Here is a 19,830-nt window from a genome sequence, read left to right as displayed (position 1 = left end):
AATATCATGAAAGTTACCATTGTAGGAGCAGGAAATGTGGGAGCAACCTGTGCAGATGTAATTTCTTATAGAGGAATTGCAAGTGAAGTAGTATTATTGGATATCAGAGAAGGTTTTGCCGAGGGTAAAGCTATGGATATCATGCAGTGTGCTACAAATACTGGATTTAATACGAAAGTATCAGGTGTTACCAATGATTATTCTAAAACAGCTAACAGCGATGTGGTTGTTATTACGTCAGGAATTCCAAGAAAACCAGGAATGACTCGTGAAGAATTAATTGGAATCAATGCAGGAATTGTGAAGACAGTTGCGGAAAATGTATTGGTGCATTCCCCGAATACAATTGTAGTGGTTGTGTCAAATCCTATGGATACGATGACTTATTTAGCATTAAAGTCTACAGGTTTGCCTAAAAATAGAATTATCGGTATGGGTGGCGCTTTAGATAGCTCTCGTTTCAGATATTATTTGTCAAAAGCATTGGATAAACCATCAAATGATGTTTCAGCAATGGTTATTGGAGGACATGGAGATACAACAATGATTCCATTGACAAGATTGGCTTCTTATAACGGTATTCCAGTATCTGAATTCCTTTCACAAGAAGAATTGGATAAAGTTGCCGCAGCTACCATGGTTGGTGGAGCAACATTAACTGGTCTTTTAGGAACTTCAGCTTGGTATGCACCAGGAGCTTCTGTTGCTTATTTAGTAGATAGTATTTTGAACGACCAAAAGAAAATGATCGCTTGTTCAGTTTTCTTGGAAGGTGAATATGGACAAAATGATATCTGTATCGGTGTACCTTGTATTATAGGTAAAAACGGAGTTGAACAAATTCTTGACATTGAGTTGAATGATGCGGAAAAAGCATTGTTTGCTAAAAGTGCAGAGGCTGTAAGAAACATGAATGCCGATCTAAAATCAGTTTTAGCATAAGTTTTTATGTCATATAAAAAAAAGACTGCACTTTTGCAGTTTTTTTTTTTGAGATTAATCGATAAATAAATTGGTTAATCTTTTCCATAATTATATATTTGCTCGGTTTAAAAAAAATGATATACTATTTAATGTTCTTTTTTTATGATAAAAAATAACGTTAAGTCTTATTTTATGGGGTTTAAAGCAAAAATAAATAAATAAAAAATAATTAATTTTTAGTAATAATGCAGAATAAAGGACTTATTAAATTTTTCGCAATTCTATTTGCATTGGTAAGTATTTACCAACTTTCTTTCACTTTTGTTTCTAGTAAAGTAGAAAGTGATGCAAAATCTTTTGCTGGTGGGAATCCTGAAAAAGAAGTAAAATATTTAGATTCTATTGGTAAAGAAAAAGTCTTTAGTCTTGGATTCACTGATTTTACTTTTAATGAAGTAAAAGACAAACAAATCAATAAAGGTCTTGACTTGGAAGGAGGTATCAATGTGATACTTCAAATCTCTGTTAAGGACATTTTGAAAGGATTATCTAATAATTCAAAAAATCCGGTTTTCAATAAATCTTTGGCAGACGCAACAGCAAACCAAAAAGGAAATCAGGCCTATATAGATGCTTTCTTTGAAGCTTTTGAAGCTAATTCAAAAGGAACTGTGAAATTGGCTTCTCCTGATATTTTTGCAAACAGAAGTTTACAAGGTGAAGGTGGAATTGATTTTCAGATGACTGATTCACAAGTGCAAAAAGTAATTAAAAGAAAAGTTGATGAATCTGTAGAAAGTGCATTTGGAGTACTAAGAAAACGTATCGATAAATTTGGTGTAACTCAACCAAATATTCAAAAATTAGGAGCATCTGGACAAATCCTTGTAGAATTGCCAGGAGCTAAAGATGTTGACAGAATTAAAAAATTATTACAAAGTACTGCTCAATTAGAGTTTTGGGAAACCTATAAAATTGAGGAAATCGGAAGCTTTTTGATGGCTGCAAATGAGTCGTTGAAAAAAACTGAAATCAATAAAACTGAAGTTAAAACAGTTGCTAAAGATTCTTTGAGCGCTTTATTAAGTGATTCAAAAGATTCAGTAACTGCTAAAACAGGAAATAATCCTTTATTAGATAAAATTGTTGCTCAAGGTGGTGGACCGGTTTTAGGTCTTTTCTCTCCTAAAGATACTGCCGTTGTAAACGGATATTTGAAAAGAGCTGATATTAGAGTTTTATTGGCAGGTGACCAACGTTATGCAAAATTTGTTTGGGGAAAACCAACAACTATCAAAGATGCTAAATCAAAGGATATTGATGTAGTAGAATTATATGCATTAAAAGGGAATAGAGACAATGTAGCTGCGATGAGCGGTGGTGTGGTTACTGATGCAAGTGATACATTTGATCAATTAGGTAAGCCTGCAGTTTCTATGCAAATGAATGGTCAAGGTGCTAAAGCTTGGGAAGAATTAACAGGAAGAGCTTATACTCAAAAAAGCAATATCGCTATTGTTTTGGATGATGTTGTTTATTCTGCTCCAGGTGTTTCAAGTGGTCCTATTTCAGGAGGTAGATCTGAAATCTCAGGTGTTTTTGATGTTACAGAAACTAAAGATTTAGCTAACGTTTTAAGAGCAGGTAAATTACCGGCTGCTGCAGATATTGTTCAATCAGAAGTGGTAGGTCCGTCCTTAGGTCAGGAAGCAATTGATAATGGAACAACTTCTGCTATTGTAGGATTGCTTTTAGTATCTCTTTGGATGATGGTTTACTATGGTAAAGCTGGTTGGTATGCTAACGTAGCCTTGGCGGTTAACTTACTATTCTTATTCGGAATTTTAGCAAGTATTGGTGCAGTTCTTACATTGCCTGGTATCGCCGGTATCGTTTTAACAATGGGTACGGCAGTTGATGCGAATATCATTATTTATGAAAGAGCAAAAGAAGAATTACGAGCAGGTAAAACACTGGATGAAGCTGTTAAAACTTCGTATAGCTGGAGAGGTGCAATGTCATCAATTACAGATGCCAACGTAACACACATTTTGACTGGTGCGGTATTATTTATATTTGGTTCAGGACCAATTAAAGGTTTTGCTACTACATTATTAATCGGTATTGTAACTTCATTGTTTACATCTATCTTTATAGCTAGAATTTTTATTGATAGAAATATCAAAGGGAAAAATGATTTATCATTTGTAACGAACTTCTCTAAAAACATGTTTCATAATTTTCATTTTGATTTCTTAGGAATGAAAAAATGGGCTTATATATTCTCTGCAGTTGTAACTGTTATAAGTGTTATCTCCATTTCAACGAATGGGTTTGACCAAGGTGTTGATTTCGTAGGAGGAAGAACTTTCCAAATTCGTTTTGAAAAACCGGTTGAAGCAGAAGTTGTAAAAGCAGAATTAACTAAAGTATTTGGTAGTGCAGAAGCGAAAGTTTTTGGTAGTAACAATCAATTAAAAGTTACGACAAAATACAAAGTTGCAGAACACGGAGTTCAGGCAGATGAAGAAGTAAACAAATTGTTGTATGACAACTTAAAACAACATTTCTCTTCAGGTTTAACTTATGATAAATTTGTAAATGCTTATGATGGTAAAAAATTAGGTATCTTACAAGCTTCAAAGGTTGGTCCGACAGTGGCTGAGGATATTAAAACAAATGCATATTGGGCTGTTCTAGGAGCTATGGCTATTGTGTTTTTATATTTAATGATTAGTTTTAGAAGATGGCAATATAGTTTAGGTGCAATTGCTGCTATAGCGCATGATGTTATTTTTGTATTGGGGATTTACTCTCTATGTTACAAATTCATGCCATTCGGAATGGAGATCGACCAACATTTTATCGCAGCGATTCTTACCGTTATTGGTTATTCTATGAATGATACTGTTATTGTATTTGACAGGGTACGTGAGTTCTTAGCCGGGAAAACTAAAGGTTCTTTTTCTGACATCGTTAATGATTCTATTAATACTACGATGTCAAGAACAGTCAATACTTCTTTGACTATGCTTGCGGTGTTATTGATTATGTTTTTGTTTGGAGGAGAATCTATCAGAGGATTTATTTTCGCTATGTTGATAGGTATTCTTGTAGGAACATATTCATCTTTGTTCATTGCAACACCAGTACTGGTTGATACTATTTCTAAAGTAGATAAAGACTTGATTGAAAAAAGACATCAAGAAGTTTAAGATACAATTCAAATCAATTTTAAAAGGATTCAACGTAAGTTGGATCCTTTTTTTGTTATTTAACTTTTTTCTCGCATTTTGTTTGTTTATTTTTGTTTGAACCCTAACTGTTTTCTAATGAAAAAAATAATACTAACAATGGTTGTTTCTTCATCGATGGCTACATTTGCACAAATTCAACCATCTAATTCTTTACATTATCCAATGACTAAAAAAGTGGAACATAGCGATGTTTATTTTGACGTTAAAGTAAATGATCCTTATCGTTGGTTAGAAGATGATAAATCTGTTGAAACTGCCGATTGGGTAAAAGCTCAGAATGTCGTAACTTTCGATTATTTATCCAAAATTCCTTTCCGTAATGCAATTAAGGAAAGAATGGAAAAATTATGGAATTACGAGAAAATTTCTGCTCCGTTCAAAGAAGGTGATTATACTTATTACTATAAAAATAATGGTTTGCAGAACCAATCTGTCTTGTACCGAAAAGATGCTTCGGGAAAAGAAGAAATTTTTCTTGATCCAAATACTTTTTCAAAGGATGCTACTACTTCTTTAGATGATGTAAGTTTTTCGAAAGATGGTTCTTTGGTAGCATATTCCATTTCTGAAGCAGGAAGTGATTGGAGAAAAGTGATTTTTATAGATGCTAAAACGAAGAAAAGCATCGGTGATCATTTGATTGATGTGAAATTTAGTGGCCTCTCTTGGAAAGGGAAAGAAGGTATTTTTTATTCCAGTTATGAAAAACCCAAGGGGAGCGAGCTTTCAGCAAAAACAGATCAACATAAATTGTATTTCCATAAATTGGGAACCAGTCAAAGTGAAGATCTAGTTGTTTTTGGGGAGAACGAAAAGCGTCGTTATGTTGGGGGAACAGTATCTGAAGACAATCGCTATTTGTTTATTTCTGCCGCTAATTCTACTTCTGGTAATGAAATGTATATAAAAGATTTGTCAAATCCCAAGAGTGAAATTATCACTATGAATAAAGGCTTTGATAATGATGTGGATGTTCTTGATAACGTTGGAACAAAACTTTACATAGTAACGAATTTAAACGCTCCAAACAAACGTATTGTTACTGCAGATGTCAGTAAGCCTACATCAGAGAATTGGGTAGATTTCTTGCCGGAAACAGAGAACGTTTTGTTTCCTTCAACTGGTGCAGGTTTTATATTTGCCAATTATATGAAAGACGCGGTATCTGTTGTTAAGCAATTTGATTACCAAGGCAAGCTAATTCGTGAAATAGCCCTGCCTGGAATTGGTACAGCCTCCGGATTTGCTGGAAAGAGTAAGGATAAAGAATTGTACTTTTCTTTTACTAATTATGTTACGCCAACTACGACCTATCTTTTTATGCCAAAAGAGGGGACTTCATCAATTTATGTACAACCTAAAGTAGATTTCAAAAGCGAGGAGTATGTTTCCAAACAAGTGTTTTTTACTTCGAAAGACGGAACAAAAGTACCGATGATTATTACGCATAAGAAAGGAGTATCTTTAAATGGTAAAAATCCAACAATTCTTTATGGTTATGGAGGATTTAATGTTAATCTGACACCAAGCTTTAGCATCGCAAATGCAGTTTGGCTTGAAATGGGAGGAATTTTTGTTGCCGCTAACTTGCGTGGTGGCGGTGAATACGGGAAGAAATGGCACGATGCGGGAACTAAAATGCAAAAACAGAACGTGTTTGATGATTTTATTGCTGCTGCTGATTATTTGATAGCGGAAAAATATACGTCATCTGACTTTTTAGCCATAAAAGGTGGTTCTAATGGCGGATTATTGGTAGGAGCAGTAATGACGCAGAGGCCAGATTTAATGAAAGTGGCGCTTCCTGCCGTAGGTGTAATGGATATGTTGCGCTATCATACCTTTACTGCTGGTGCTGGATGGGCTTACGATTATGGAACTGCAGAGGATTCTAAAGAAATGTTCGACTATTTAAAAGGGTATTCGCCAGTTCATAATGTTAAATCTGGGGTAAAATATCCTGCTACATTAGTGACCACTGGAGATCATGATGACCGAGTTGTTCCAGCCCATAGTTTTAAATTTGCTGCAGAATTACAATCGAAACAATCAGGGGATAATCCAGTTTTAATACGTATTGAAACCAATGCGGGGCATGGTGCCGGGAAACCAGTTTCAAAGACCATTGAAGAGGCGGCCGATTTACAAGCCTTCACTTTATATAATATGGGATTTGATGCTTTGCCAAGTATATAATTCTTAACTTTTATTTTGAAAGCCTTTCTTTGTAAAAAAGAAAGGCTTTTTTTATTGATGCTAAACTGATTTTTCTGTTTGTACCAATTACTGCCATAATATAATCCAATCCTGTTTTTGTCACATCGAGCGCAGTCGAGATGCACAAATGATTTGCGACTACGCTCGAACTGACAAAATGGACTATTTTAAAAAATTATAGGTATTAATTTGATTCTCTGAATGTAGTATTGCTTTGAAAACGAATGCACTAATAGTAGGTTTGTATTAATCTCATTCAAATAAAAAAAGCGTTAATTACTTTAAAAGTGATTAACGCTATTCTGTGTAGATGTTTATTTTTAATTTAAGCTTTTAAAGGCTTTTCAGCAGTAAAAATAAAATACAATCCTATTAAGATAAATGGAATGCTCAGCCATTGTCCTGTAGAGAATAATCCTAAAGCACTTTCAAAACCACCTTGACTTTCTTTTACTGATTCTACAACAAAACGTACAGAAAATAAAAGAACTAGAAACATTCCGAATAAATACCCGGATTTATTTCTTTTCTCTGTTTTCCAATATAAGAAATATAAAATAGCAAATACAAAAATATAACAAAATGCTTCGTACAACTGAGTTGGATGTTTAACAGGAACCTGTTCCAGTAAGGATGCAAACTTTGGATCGGTAGCAATAGCTTTATAGGCTTCTTTTGGATCCGCGATTTGAGTTGCGTTTACAGCGTCTCTCGGGCTGAAATAGTCTCTTACGAATTTAATTCCAAAAGGAGAAGTAGTTTCATGTCCTATGATTTCTGAATTGAAAAAGTTACCCAATCGTACAAAAATAGCACCGCTCGCAACCGGAATGACCACACGGTCTAAAATCCACAATTGAGGTCTTTTTAATATGTTTTTACTATAAAAATACATCGCAATTATGATAGAAATAGCTGCGCCATGACTGGCCAAACCTTGATATCCTGTAAATTCAAAATTAGGAGAGAATCTAAAAGGTAAAATGATTTCCAGTAAGTGATTGCGGTAATATTCCCAATCATAAAAGAAAACATGTCCCAAACGGGCTCCGATTAAAGTAGCAAGAACAGTCCAGATAAATAAAGAATCTAATTTGTCAATAGATTCACCTTCTCTTTCAAATATGTTTTTCATGATATACCATCCTAATCCAAAGGCGATTACAAACATAAGGCTGTAATATCTAATTACGAAAAAACCTAAATCAATTCCTTCTGACGGATTCCAAACGATGTTTAAAGCTTGTGTCATTTATTATTTTTATTTTAAGTGGTGTAAAAATAAATATTTAATGTAAAAATTATCCTTATAATACGTTAATGTTTGTGATCGCATCTCTTTTTAGGGACAGGATCGTAACCGCTTCTTCCCCAGGGATGGCAACTTAAAATCCGTTTTATACCTAAAAAACCACCGTAAAATAGGCCATGGCTTTGTAGCGCTTCAATCATGTATGACGAGCAAGTAGGTTCAAATCTGCATGCAGCCGGTGTAAATGGAGAGATAGCAACTTGGTAAAATCGCACAAGAAGCAGAAAAGGATAAACAAGGATTTTTGACAACATATTTTTTAGCTCAGTGATCAAGTATTCAGTTTTTAGTGTTCAGCCATCAGTGCTATAAGATCTGTATCCATCTAGTTTTATATAAAAAAGAAACATTTTTTAATATTCCGCAATTACTGAATACTAAAAACTGACTACTGAATACTAAAACTTGTTCCTTCTTTTCCGTCCTTCAACTGAATTCCCAAGGCAATCAATTGGTCTCTTATTTGATCAGAAAGTGCAAAGTTTTTATTGTCTCTGGCTTGTTTTCTCATTTCAATAAGCATATTGATCGTGCCTTCCAATTTATCATTGCTGCTATCGGAAACCTTCTCATCTTCCAGGCCCAAAACATCAAATACAAAAGCATTCATTGCTTTTGCGAATGATTTCAAATCTTCATCAGTCAAAGTTTCTTTCGCTTCTTTTAATAAATTGATAAATCGGACCCCTTCAAACAATTGCGCTATTAATATTGGTGTGTTGAAGTCATCATTCATCGCATCATAGCAAGATTGTTTCCATGACGAAATGTCGATAGAGCTTTGGGTACTTGCATGAATATCTTTTAATGAAGACAAAGCTTCCATTAATCGTTTGTATCCTTTTTCGGCAGCTACTATGGCATCATCAGAAAAATCAAGGATACTTCTGTAATGTGCTTGCAACATAAAAAATCGGGCGACTGATGCAGAGAATGCTTTGCTTAAAATGCTGTTTTCACCGGTTAATATTTCTCTTGGTAAAATATTATTTCCGGTAGATTTGGCCATTTTTTTTCCGTTCAAAGTCAACATATTGGCATGCATCCAATAGTTGACAGGTGTTTGACCGGTACAAGCTTCATTTTGCGCAATTTCACATTCGTGATGAGGAAATTTTAAGTCCATTCCACCTCCGTGAATGTCAAAATGATTGCCTAAATATTTTGTGCTCATGGCAGTACACTCTAAGTGCCAACCCGGAAAACCGTCACTCCAGGGTGAAGGCCAACGCATGATATGTTGTGGCTCGGCTTTTTTCCAAAGCGCGAAATCCTGTGGGTTTCTTTTGTCAGACTGTCCATCAAGATCACGGGTATTGGCAAGCATGTCTTCAATATTTCGACCGCTTAATTTGCCGTAATGATTGGTTTGGTTGAATTTGACAACATCAAAATAAACTGAACCATTGGCTTCATAACCAATGCCCTTGTCAATTATTTTTTTAATGATTTCGATTTGCTCAATAATATGCCCTGTAGCGGTTGGCTCAATACTGGGAGGCAGAAAATTAAATTCATTCAAAATGTCATGAAAATCTACCGTATAGCGCTGTACCACTTCCATTGGTTCCAATTGTTCCAAACGTGCTTTTTTTGCGATTTTGTCCTCGCCTTCATCTATATCATCCACGATATGTCCCACATCAGTAATGTTTCGAACGTAACGTACTTTATAATCCAAATGCAAAAAATACCTGAAAATCATATCAAAAGACATGAATGTTCGCACATTTCCAAGATGAACATTGCTGTAAACCGTAGGTCCGCAAACATACATTCCAACATTACCTTCATGAATAGGTGTAAACGTTTCTTTTTCTCCTGAAAGAGAGTTGTATATTTTTATGGTTTGGCTATTATATAATGACATTTGTGTTTTTTTTGGAGCTATTTCCCGCTGTTCACTTATCTTTTTCTGGCTAAAGGAGCCATGAAAAGGATGCCGCTTCCATCAGGGCTAGGGCTTTATCGGTAATAATGAATTTTATTTTATACTAGAATTTAGTTTCTAATTTAATGTAATCCAAAAACTCTCTTTTGGTTTGAGCATCTTTAAATTTTCCTCCAAATTCAGAAGTTACGGTACTGCTTTCAATATCGCTGATTCCTCTTGAATTCACGCAAAGATGTTTGGCATCAATAACGCAAGCCACATCTTCTGTTCCTAAAGCCAATTGCAATTCCTGAACAATTTGCATTGTCAAGCGCTCTTGAACCTGAGGTCTTTTCGCGTAATATTCAACAATTCGGTTCATTTTTGAAAGTCCAATTACAGTTCCGTTAGAAATATAAGCTACATGTGCTCTTCCGATAATTGGCAATAAATGGTGTTCGCAGGTAGAGTAGACAATAATGTTTTTTTCAACCAACATTTCGCCATATTTATAATTATTGTCGAAAGTGGAGGCTTTTGGTTTTTTGGAAGGATTCAGACCTCCAAAAATTTCTTTTACAAACATTTTAGCCACACGATTAGGTGTGCCTTTTAAGCTGTCATCTGTTAAATCCATCCCAAGTGTAAGGAGAATGTTTTCGACATCTTTTTTTATTTTTTCAATTTTTTCTTCATCAGTAATGGCAAAAGCATCCGCACGCATTGGATTTTTAGCACTTGTACTAATATGATTGTTTCCTATTTCGTCTTGAAATTCTTCGTTATTTATCATTAAAAAGTTACTGTTATATTGGGTATGTAAATTAAAGGGGTAAAGATAATTAATAAAAAGGAAACAATTTCTATGCTTCTAGTATTAAATCAATCAGGGAACGGGGAACTTAAACTAAAAAAAGGCAATAACTTTTTTGTTATTGCCTTTTAGTTTGAAAATTTTATTGACGATTGTGGACTATTTTATACTAAATCTTTAGTTTTTAAAGCAATCGCATTATAAGCTGGGATAGCTGATTTAAGGATATGTACCGCACTGATTAAGTCTTCTTTTTTCAAAACATAAGCAATTCGGACTTGTTTCACTCCTTTTTCCGGATCAGAATAAAAACCTCCGGCGGGTGCTACCATAACGGTTTCTCCATTCAGATCATAACTTTCTAATAACCATTGGGCAAAATCATCTGTGTTGTCAACCGGAAGTTGCGCAATACAATAAAAAGCTCCTTTTGGTTTGGTTACAATGACGCCTTCTATCTTATTTAACTCCTCAATTAATGTATTTCTGCGTTGTTTATATTCAGCAATTACCTCTTCAAAATAACTGTCGGGCGTATCAATCGCTGCTTCACATGCAATTTGTTCAATAGTTGGCGGACTCAATCTTGCTTGTGCAAATTTCATAGCTGTTGCCATGAACTCTTTATTTTTAGAGATAAGACATCCTATTCTGGCGCCACACATACTGTATCGTTTTGAAACGGAATCAACCATAATTACGTGTTGATCCAATCCCTCAAGATTCATTACCGAATAATGAATGTCTCCATCATAGGTAAACTCACGGTATACTTCGTCTGCAATCAAAAAGATGTCGTGTTTCTTTACCAAAGCTGCCAATTGCAACATTTCTGTTTGAGAATATAAATATCCGGTTGGGTTCCCTGGATTACAGATCAGGATCCCTTTTGTTTTTGGAGTGATTAATTTTTCAAAATCAGCAATAGGAGGTAAGGCGAATCCTGTTTCAATTGTTGAAACCACAGGGACTACATTTGCACCAGAAGCCGTTGCAAAAGCATAATAATTGGCGTAAAACGGTTCCGGGATAATAATTTCATCATCCTGGTCCATGATAGATCCCAAAGCAAATAATAATGCTTCGGATCCACCGGTTGTAATGATAATATCCTCGAAATCTACGGCTACATTCTGTTTTTTGTAAAATCCCGCTAATTTTCTTCTATAGCTTTCATTACCGGCAGAATGACTGTATTCTAAAATACTTAAATCAATATTTTTTATGGCGTTAATAGCTACTTCAGGAGTTTTTATATCTGGCTGACCTATGTTCAAATGATATACTTTATGGCCTTTTTTCTTAGCTATTTCAGCATATGGAGCCAATTTTCGTATTGGTGATTCGGGCATTTTTTTGCCTTTGTTCGATATTTCTGGCATGGTTCAATTATTGAAGTGCAAATTTGCATTTTTTTTTCGAAATTTTCTGTTAAACGCAAACGTATTTGTTTATAAATCTGTACAAATTATCCATATTTTGTGTAATTTTATTAAAATGATTCAAAATGAAATATACAATCTCATTATTTTTCCTACTTGTGTGTGTATTACCTGTTTCGTCTCAAGACGGATTTCATTTTGTCAACGATAAGGATAAAGTCAGCATCCCCTTTAAATTTATTAATAATTTGATATTCATACCTATTAAGGTAAATGGAATAGAATTGAATTTTTTATTGGATTCAGGTGTTGAAGAGACTATTTTGTTCAGTTTAGAAGATAAAAAAGAAGTCCGTTTTTTTAATATTGAAAAAATAACTTTGCGGGGTTTGGGGAGCGCCGATGCTGTTGAAGGTTTGAAATCTACCAATAACGTATTGGAAACTCATGGACTGGTGTCGACCAATCACCTGTTGTATGTGGTTTTAGATCAGGAGTTTAATCTTTCTTCCCATGTTGGGATTCCGGTAAACGGTATTATAGGGTACAATTTTTTGAAGAATAATTTAGTTGAAATCAATTACGATAAAAAGAGGATTGTGGTTTATAAGGATACTGAAAAAAATAAGAGTAAAACAGAAAAAAGATTCGAAAAGATTCCAATTACAATTGAAAGGTATAAACCCTATGTCATGACAAGTATGGTTATGGAAGGAGTTGAATTGCCAGCCAAATTATTGATAGATATTGGAAATAGTGATGCAATTTGGCTTTTTCAAAATCTTTCCCAGGCAATTAAAATACCCGCAAAAAATTTTGACGATTATTTAGGGCAAGGATTTAGTGGTGATGTATTAGGAAAAAGAGCAAGAATCTCTAAATTTACTCTGGCCAATTTCGAGTTTAATGCTCCGATAGCGGCTTTTCCAGATACAAGTTCAATCAAAAATGTAAAAATGGTTCCCGGCAGATTAGGGTCTGTTGGTGGTGAAATACTAAAAAGATTTACCGTTGTTTTTGATTATCAAAATAAACTCTTGTATTTGAAGAAAAATAGGGAATATTATGCTCCTTTTGCTTATAACAAAAGTGGAATTGAATTGCAACATTATGGTTTGCAATGGGTTCAGGAGACTGTTCGGCTTGAAACCGTTCCGGCAATTACAGAAAGTTATCATAATGAAGGGGTTGCGCTAACAAATGATTTCAAATATAAATTTCAACTGAAACCTGTTTATCAAATTTCAAATATTAGGAAAGATTCTCCAGCGGCGAAGTCTGGTTTACAAAAAGGAGATATTATTATTAGTATAAACAATAATAAAGGGTATAAGTACACTTTGCAGGAAATTAATTCACTTTTAAAATCAGAAGAAGAAAAGTGGATTACCATCGAAGTGGAAAGAGACAGTCAAATCCTGAAATTCAGGTTTCTGCTTAAAGATATTTTATAAAAAAAAAGCTTTTTGATTTTTCAAAAAGCTTTTTTAGTTTTTAATTAGTGAGGACTTCACCTTTTATTTTCAGGGCAACCCTTCCGTCTTCAAAATTGACGGCATTCGATTCAACAGTGATGGTTTTACGAATTGGACCTGCAGCCATATTGTATTTAATTTCTATTCTGCCTGTTTTGCCGGGCGGTATAGGATCTTTAGTCTGTGATAAAATAGTAATCCCGGCTGTGGATTGTACAGAGGAAATAGTCAATGGTGCATCTCCCGTATTGGTAAACTCAAAAACACGAATTCCGTTATCACTACCTTTCTTTACGGTACCGTAGTCTATCGTATTGTCTTTAGCCTTAAATTCAATTTTTGAGCCAGATTGGGCATAACCCATAAAGCTTATAAACAAGGCTACTATTAAATTGGCAATTTTTTTCATTTCAAAAATTTAAGTTTATAAAGTAAATATACTTTCTTTTAATTGATGCACAAATTTTTATTTCTCTTTTTATAGTGTACTTTATTATTTACTTTTGTGCCCTATCTTAATTACAAAAATCAAACCAAAGGTTAAATGGTTATTTGTTGATATGGTTAATCGATTATTCGGTTAGTTAAATCAACGAATTAACAAATCAACAAATCAACAATAAAAATGACAATTCCTGCACAATTCGACGCTAAAACTATTGAGAATAAATGGTATGACTACTGGATGAAAAATAATTATTTTCACTCAGAGCCAGATCATAGAACACCGTATACCATTGTGATTCCTCCTCCTAATGTGACTGGGGTTTTGCACATGGGGCATATGTTGAACAATACGATTCAAGATGTCTTGATAAGAAGAGCACGTCTTAAAGGATTTAATGCGTGTTGGGTTCCAGGAACGGATCATGCGTCGATTGCTACCGAAGCTAAAGTGGTTGCCAAATTGAAAGCTGAAGGAATCAATAAAAATGATTTAAGCAGAGATGAATTTTTGTCACATGCATGGGAATGGACTGACAAATATGGAGGAGTAATTCTGGACCAATTAAAGAAACTGGGAGCTTCCTGCGATTGGGAAAGAACCAAGTTTACAATGGATCCTGATATGTCGGCATCTGTAATTCGTTCATTTGTGGATTTATATAACAAAGGATTGATTTATAGAGGATACCGAATGGTAAACTGGGATCCGGAAGCAAAAACTACTTTGTCGGACGAGGAAGTAATTTATGAAGAACAACAAGGGAAATTGTATTTCCTAAAATATAAAATCGAAGGAAGTGAAGATTTCCTGACGATTGCTACTACACGTCCTGAAACTATTTTTGGAGATACCGCGATTTGTATCAATCCTAATGACGAGCGTTTTGCTCATCTGAAAGGGAAAAAAGCGATTGTGCCAATTTGTGGCAGAATCGTTCCAATTATTGAAGATGAATATGTGGATATCGAGTTTGGGACAGGATGTTTGAAAGTGACTCCTGCTCACGATATGAATGATAAAACGCTGGGTGAAAAACACAATCTGGAAATTATTGATATTTTCAATGAAGATGCCACTTTAAATAGTTTTGGGTTGCATTATCAAGGGAAAGATCGTTTCGTAGTTCGTGAAGAAATTGCCAAAGAATTAGAAGCAATTGGTGCTTTGGCCAAAACAGAAACGCATTTAAATAAAGTGGGAACTTCTGAAAGAACCAAAGCAGTAATCGAACCTCGTTTGTCTGACCAATGGTTCCTGAAAATGGAGGATTTAGTAAAACCTGCTATCAAAGCGGTTTTAGAGGATGGCGAAATCAAATTGCATCCAAAACGTTTTGAAAACACTTACAGACACTGGCTTGAAAACATACGTGACTGGAATATCTCCCGTCAGTTATGGTGGGGGCAACAAATTCCAGCTTATTTCTATGGAGACGGAAAAGAGGATTTTGTAGTTGCTGAATCCATTGACGAAGCTTTAGTTTTGGCTAAAGAAAAAACCAACAACCAAAACCTAACAACCCAAAACCTAACGCAGGACGTTGATGCCTTAGATACCTGGTTCTCTTCCTGGTTATGGCCAATGGCTGTTTTTGGAGGAGTTATGGAACCTGAAAACGAAGATTTTAAATACTATTATCCAACCAATGACTTGGTAACCGGACCAGATATTTTGTTCTTCTGGGTGGCCAGAATGATTATTGCAGGATATGAATATACGGGTAAAAAGCCTTTTACAAATGTGTATTTGACTGGTTTGGTTCGTGATAAACAAAGACGCAAAATGTCTAAATCATTGGGTAATTCCCCAGATCCTTTGGATTTGATTGAGAAATTTGGTGCTGATGGTGTTCGTGTTGGATTGCTTTTGAGTGCTTCTGCAGGAAACGATATTATGTTTGATGAAGAATTGTGTAACCAAGGAAAAGCATTTACCAATAAAATCTGGAATGCCTTCAAATTAATCAAAGGCTGGGAAGTATCTGATGGAATTCCACAACCGGAATCTTCAAAAGTAGCTATTGAGTGGTATGAAGCTAAGTTGCAACAAACGCTTTTGGAAATCGAGGATAATTTTGAAAAATACAGAATTTCTGATGCCTTGATGGGAATCTATAAATTGGTTTGGGATGATTTCTGTTCTTGGTTTCTTGAAATGATTAAACCGGGTTACCAACAGCCAATTGACAGTGTAACTTTGGCGAAAGCCATAGAAATGTTGGAAAATAATCTGAAATTACTACATCCGTTTATGCCTTTCTTGACAGAGGAAATCTGGCAATTACTTTCAGAAAGAACAGCTGAAGAAGCTTTAATTGTTTCGACTTGGCCAGAAATAAAACCTTTCGATGCTGGTTTAATTGCGGATTTCGAAAATACAATTGAAGTGATATCTGGAATAAGAACGATTCGTAAAGACAAGAATATTCCGTTTAAGGATACGATTGAATTAAAAGTGGTGAATAATGATAAAGCATCAACTTATTTTGATTCGGTGGTGACTAAATTGGGTAACATCACATCCTTAGAATACGTGTCGGATAAAGTGGATGGTGCTCTATCTTTCCGTGTAAAATCGAATGAATATTTCATCCCGATTACCGGAAATATAAATGTTGAGGAAGAGATTGCAAAACTGACTGCTGAGCTGGTATATACACAAGGTTTCTTAAAATCGGTTCAAAGTAAATTAGCTAACGAGAAATTTGTGAACGGGGCGCCAGAAAAAGTGTTGGCAAACGAAAGACAAAAAGAAGCTGATGCCTTAGCAAAAATTGAAACCATCGAGCATAGTTTAGCTGGATTAAAATAAAATATTTTTTTTTAAATGTAGGAACCCAATTCTGAAATTTCGGAATTGGGTTTTTTTGTGTTTTCTATTTTGATTTAATGGCAAAATAAGATAGAGATAATTGTAGATTTTTTTTCGAATAGCCGGGCGGTTGGTTGGTAAAATATTCTTATTTTTATGGGAAACAATATTTTTTTTATTTTGAAATATTTACTCCCCAATCTGAAATGGCTTAAAGGTTACAACACAAAACTTCTAAAGAGTGACTTAGTTTCAGGAGTGACTTTAGCGGCTTATGGTATACCCGTTTCCCTTGCTTATGCCACACTTGCGGGATTACCCCCTGAATACGGAATTTATGGTTACTTAATTGGCGGTTTTTTTTATGCCATCTTAGGTACCAGTCGACAATTAGCCATTGGTCCCACTTCTGCTATCTCATTATTGATTGGAACAACGATTGCCGACTTGGCAAATGGCGATGTGAATCGTTGGGTTGATATTGCTTCATTGACAGCACTGGTCTTTTCTGTTTTCGCAGTATTAGCGTACCTATTGCGATTAAGCGGCATCATTAATTTTATCAGTGAAACCGTTTTGGTTGGTTTCAAAATGGGAGCGGCATTTACTATTGGATTGACGCAATTACCTAAATTATTTGATGTAAAGGGTGGGGGAGAAAATTTCTTTGAGCGACTCAGTACTCTTTTTTATCAATTACCGGATACCAATATGGCCGTTCTCTTTTTTGGTCTGTCAGCAATTGCAGTCTTAGTTATTGGTGAAAAATTATTACCAGGGCGACCGGTAGCTATTGTAGTCGTTATTGTTTCGATACTGCTTATTTCGACCACTTCACTTGGCTTATATGGTTTTGACACTGTCGGAATAATACCTTCTGGATTGCCTTCATTTCATGTTCCTTCATTGAAAATGAGAGATATTGACGGTGTGTTTCCGCTTGCTCTCGCTTGTTTTTTATTGTCTTATATTGAAAGTGTATCAGCAGCACGTTCATTTGCCCAAAAAAATGGATATGAGATTGATCCGCGTCAGGAATTATTGGCTTTGGGAATTGCCAATGGTGCAATTGCTTTTGGTCAGGGCTATCCCGTTGCCGGAGGTTTGTCGCAATCAGCTGTCAATGATACGGCCGGTGCAAAAACGCCTGTTTCTTTAGTGGTAGCCTCCCTGTCTATCGCTTTGTGTCTTTTGTTTCTAACAGGTTTTCTGCAAAACTTACCCACTGTAATTCTAGCAGCGATAGTGCTTGTTGCAATCAGAGGGCTAGTGGATACGAACGAAATGAAGCATTTGTTTAAAGTAGATAAGCAGGAATTTTTGGTGGCCATGATTGCTTTTGTTGGAGTCATTGTTTCGGGTATTCTTAAAGGGGTTTTGTTTGCGGCATTAGTTACAATTGTGCTGCTGATTAAGTCAACATCAAAACCTAAAGTAGCTTTTTTGGGTAGGATTCCCGGTACGAAACGGTATTCTGATATGGAAAGGCATCCGGATAACGAAATTATTCCTGGAGTACTAATTGTTAGAATAGAAGCATCGATACTTTATTTTAATGCTGACTTTATCCGTGAAGAAATTATGGCAAGACTTAAGGCAGAAGGAAAGAGTATTAAAACTGTTATTTGGGACATGAATACTTCTCCTCATGTAGATATCAGCGGGGCGAAATTATTAAAAAGGCTTTTTATTGATTTAAAAGAAAAAGGCGTAACCTTAAAAATAGTCGAAGCTCGTGCAGAAGTCCGTGATAAGTTGCGTTCTGAAAATTTGGATGAGCTTTTTGGTCCTATTAATCGATATCATTCGGTTCATGATTTGGTCAAAGAACTTGAAAAATAATTAATTTGAGACTGTGGCTAAATGTTGATTATCGTTTTTTAGTTAGACAATAAAGAACAGATTTTTTTGAATTTTGTAAAACTTAGTCATTTTTCTTTTTGATTCTACGATTGAGATATAAAAAGACAGGATAGGAAATTAAAGTAATGATTAAAATGATTACAAAATTTTTAGTGTCACTATAGGCAAAACCAATCAATAAGGATAAGGTAGCAATAATCACAAGCAGAGATGACCATGGATAGGCCCAAGAACGATAGGGCCTAGTTAAATTGGGTTCTTTGATTCTTAATTTTATGAGTGAGCAGTAGGCCAATCCCCAAACAATAACTGACATGAAGGTTCCAAATGAAAATAATACTTCAAAGGATCCTATAATAATCAATACCAGGCTAAATAAGGATGAGACCAAAAGCGCTACTATTGGAGTGCCACCTTTGTTTATTGCAGTTCCTTTTCGAATGAAAAAACCATCGCGACTCAATCCTAACAGTATTCTTGCCGGTATCATCATAAAAGCATTTAAAATACTAATTAAAGAGAAAATTGCAATCACAGTTACTATAATGGCAGCGTTATTTCCGAAGACCACTTTAGCAACATCTGCAGCTGCCAAAGGTGAATTGGCCAATGAAGCCACGGGTAGCACATGAAAAAAGGCCATATTTAATAATACATAAATCAGTATCACAATGATCGCTCCGGTAAATAAAGATTTAGGAATGTTTTTACTTGGGTTTTTATCTTCTTCGGCAAAAAAGCAAACGGAATACCAACCATCATAAGTACCGATTATTAATTGAAGTGATTTAAAAAATCCTAATATAACTCCCATTTCAAGTAAATTAATGTCTTTTTCAATGGGCTTAATTTTTACACCGGAATACATAAAACAGGCAACAATTAAGGCTGCAAAGAAAACTACTTTAATGACGCTTGTCAATTGTTGTATGAAACTGCCGCTTTTTACACCGCTAACATGAAGTAAGATAAACGCGATTAAAAAAGCTATAGCAATACTCGTGGAATGACTTTCTAAAGCTGGAAAAAGGATAATAATATATTCGCTGATAACAATACAATAAAAAGCTGGTGGAATTGCATTGGCAATATAATCATACCAACCTGATATGAAACCTGCGTAATCTCCAAAAGCCCTTTTTATATAATTGTAAGAGCCACCAGCTTTGGGTAGCATGGTCGCCAATTCGGCATAGGAGTTTGCGCCTATTAAAATATACAGTCCTCCAAAAAACCAACAGGTAATGATAAGCCAATAATTATCTAACATACCCGCAATTGCACCCGGTGTGCGGAGTATACCAACACCAATTGTACCTCCAATTAATATTGCAATTCCAAAACCTAAACCCAGACTTTTTATTAATTGGTTATTTCTTGAATTTTTCATAATGATTCGGGTTCGATTTTTAGTTGGAGGGTTGGACCAAAAAAGTAATTAGAATGTGGTTGAT

General features: G+C 35.1%; 13 protein-coding genes. 6 read left to right on the top strand and 7 right to left on the bottom strand.

Annotated features, from left to right (window positions below):
* Window positions 1–6: 6 nt before the first annotated feature.
* From mdh to ABEB23_RS15845, 3 genes are all read left to right on the top strand, one after another.
* Entirely contained in the window at window positions 7–942 is a 936-nt protein-coding gene (gene mdh / locus ABEB23_RS15855; protein ID WP_348813613.1) for a malate dehydrogenase, read from the top strand.
* A gap of 227 nt (window positions 943–1,169) precedes the next feature.
* The gene (gene secDF / locus ABEB23_RS15850) at window positions 1,170–4,139 is read left to right on the top strand and encodes a protein translocase subunit SecDF (protein ID WP_348813612.1); all 2,970 of its coding nucleotides are present in this window, start codon (window positions 1,170–1,172) and stop codon (window positions 4,137–4,139) included.
* Between the two features lie 117 nt (window positions 4,140–4,256).
* Window positions 4,257–6,377 (top strand): prolyl oligopeptidase family serine peptidase, encoded by a 2,121-nt coding sequence (locus tag ABEB23_RS15845; RefSeq protein WP_348813611.1) that lies wholly within the window; start codon window positions 4,257–4,259, stop codon window positions 6,375–6,377.
* Between the two features lie 346 nt (window positions 6,378–6,723).
* Here ABEB23_RS15845 and lgt read toward each other — a convergent pair whose 3' ends face one another.
* The 5 genes from lgt to ABEB23_RS15820 all read right to left on the bottom strand — a co-directional run bounded on the left by lgt (window position 6,724) and on the right by ABEB23_RS15820 (window position 11,779).
* Window positions 6,724–7,650 carry a prolipoprotein diacylglyceryl transferase gene (lgt, locus tag ABEB23_RS15840; protein WP_348813609.1) on the bottom strand — a complete coding sequence of 309 codons (927 nt, stop codon included), beginning with the start codon at window positions 7,648–7,650 and terminating at the stop codon, window positions 6,724–6,726.
* Between the two features lie 65 nt (window positions 7,651–7,715).
* Window positions 7,716–7,964: a membrane protein insertion efficiency factor YidD gene (gene yidD, locus ABEB23_RS15835; protein ID WP_348813759.1), complete on the bottom strand. Its 249-nt coding sequence runs from the start codon at window positions 7,962–7,964 to the stop codon at window positions 7,716–7,718.
* A 134-nt stretch (window positions 7,965–8,098) separates the two neighbouring features.
* Window positions 8,099–9,580 (bottom strand): cysteine--tRNA ligase, encoded by a 1,482-nt coding sequence (gene cysS, locus ABEB23_RS15830; RefSeq protein WP_348813608.1) that lies wholly within the window; start codon window positions 9,578–9,580, stop codon window positions 8,099–8,101.
* Between the two features lie 124 nt (window positions 9,581–9,704).
* Window positions 9,705–10,376: a GTP cyclohydrolase I FolE gene (gene folE / locus ABEB23_RS15825; protein WP_348813607.1), complete on the bottom strand. Its 672-nt coding sequence runs from the start codon at window positions 10,374–10,376 to the stop codon at window positions 9,705–9,707.
* A 185-nt stretch (window positions 10,377–10,561) separates the two neighbouring features.
* Window positions 10,562–11,779, bottom strand: coding sequence for a pyridoxal phosphate-dependent aminotransferase (locus tag ABEB23_RS15820; RefSeq protein WP_348813606.1), 1,218 nt, complete (start codon window positions 11,777–11,779; stop codon window positions 10,562–10,564).
* A gap of 125 nt (window positions 11,780–11,904) precedes the next feature.
* Between ABEB23_RS15820 and ABEB23_RS15815 the strand changes: the two genes are divergently transcribed.
* On the top strand, window positions 11,905–13,233 hold the full coding sequence (locus tag ABEB23_RS15815; RefSeq protein WP_348813604.1) for a PDZ domain-containing protein: 1,329 nt from the start codon (window positions 11,905–11,907) through the stop codon (window positions 13,231–13,233).
* A gap of 40 nt (window positions 13,234–13,273) precedes the next feature.
* Here the strand turns inward: ABEB23_RS15815 and ABEB23_RS15810 are convergent, their stop codons facing one another.
* The gene (locus ABEB23_RS15810; RefSeq protein ID WP_348813603.1) at window positions 13,274–13,663 is read right to left on the bottom strand and encodes a DUF1573 domain-containing protein; all 390 of its coding nucleotides are present in this window, start codon (window positions 13,661–13,663) and stop codon (window positions 13,274–13,276) included.
* Between the two features lie 216 nt (window positions 13,664–13,879).
* Between ABEB23_RS15810 and ABEB23_RS15805 the strand changes: the two genes are divergently transcribed.
* Together ABEB23_RS15805 and ABEB23_RS15800 are read left to right on the top strand one after the other, a co-directional pair.
* The gene (locus tag ABEB23_RS15805; protein WP_348813602.1) at window positions 13,880–16,513 is read left to right on the top strand and encodes a valine--tRNA ligase; all 2,634 of its coding nucleotides are present in this window, start codon (window positions 13,880–13,882) and stop codon (window positions 16,511–16,513) included.
* A 156-nt stretch (window positions 16,514–16,669) separates the two neighbouring features.
* Complete coding sequence (locus ABEB23_RS15800) at window positions 16,670–18,355, top strand: SulP family inorganic anion transporter (protein WP_348813601.1); 1,686 nt, start codon at window positions 16,670–16,672, stop codon at window positions 18,353–18,355.
* Between the two features lie 82 nt (window positions 18,356–18,437).
* Here the strand turns inward: ABEB23_RS15800 and ABEB23_RS15795 are convergent, their stop codons facing one another.
* Complete coding sequence (locus tag ABEB23_RS15795; protein ID WP_348813600.1) at window positions 18,438–19,766, bottom strand: APC family permease; 1,329 nt, start codon at window positions 19,764–19,766, stop codon at window positions 18,438–18,440.
* Window positions 19,767–19,830 lie beyond the last annotated feature (64 nt).

It is taken from the genome of Flavobacterium maritimum, assembly GCF_040049085.1.
Lineage (GTDB): Bacteria > Bacteroidota > Bacteroidia > Flavobacteriales > Flavobacteriaceae > Flavobacterium > Flavobacterium maritimum.
The sequence above is the reverse complement of the archived record's forward strand: the minus strand, read 5'-3'. Positions and strand labels throughout refer to the sequence as shown.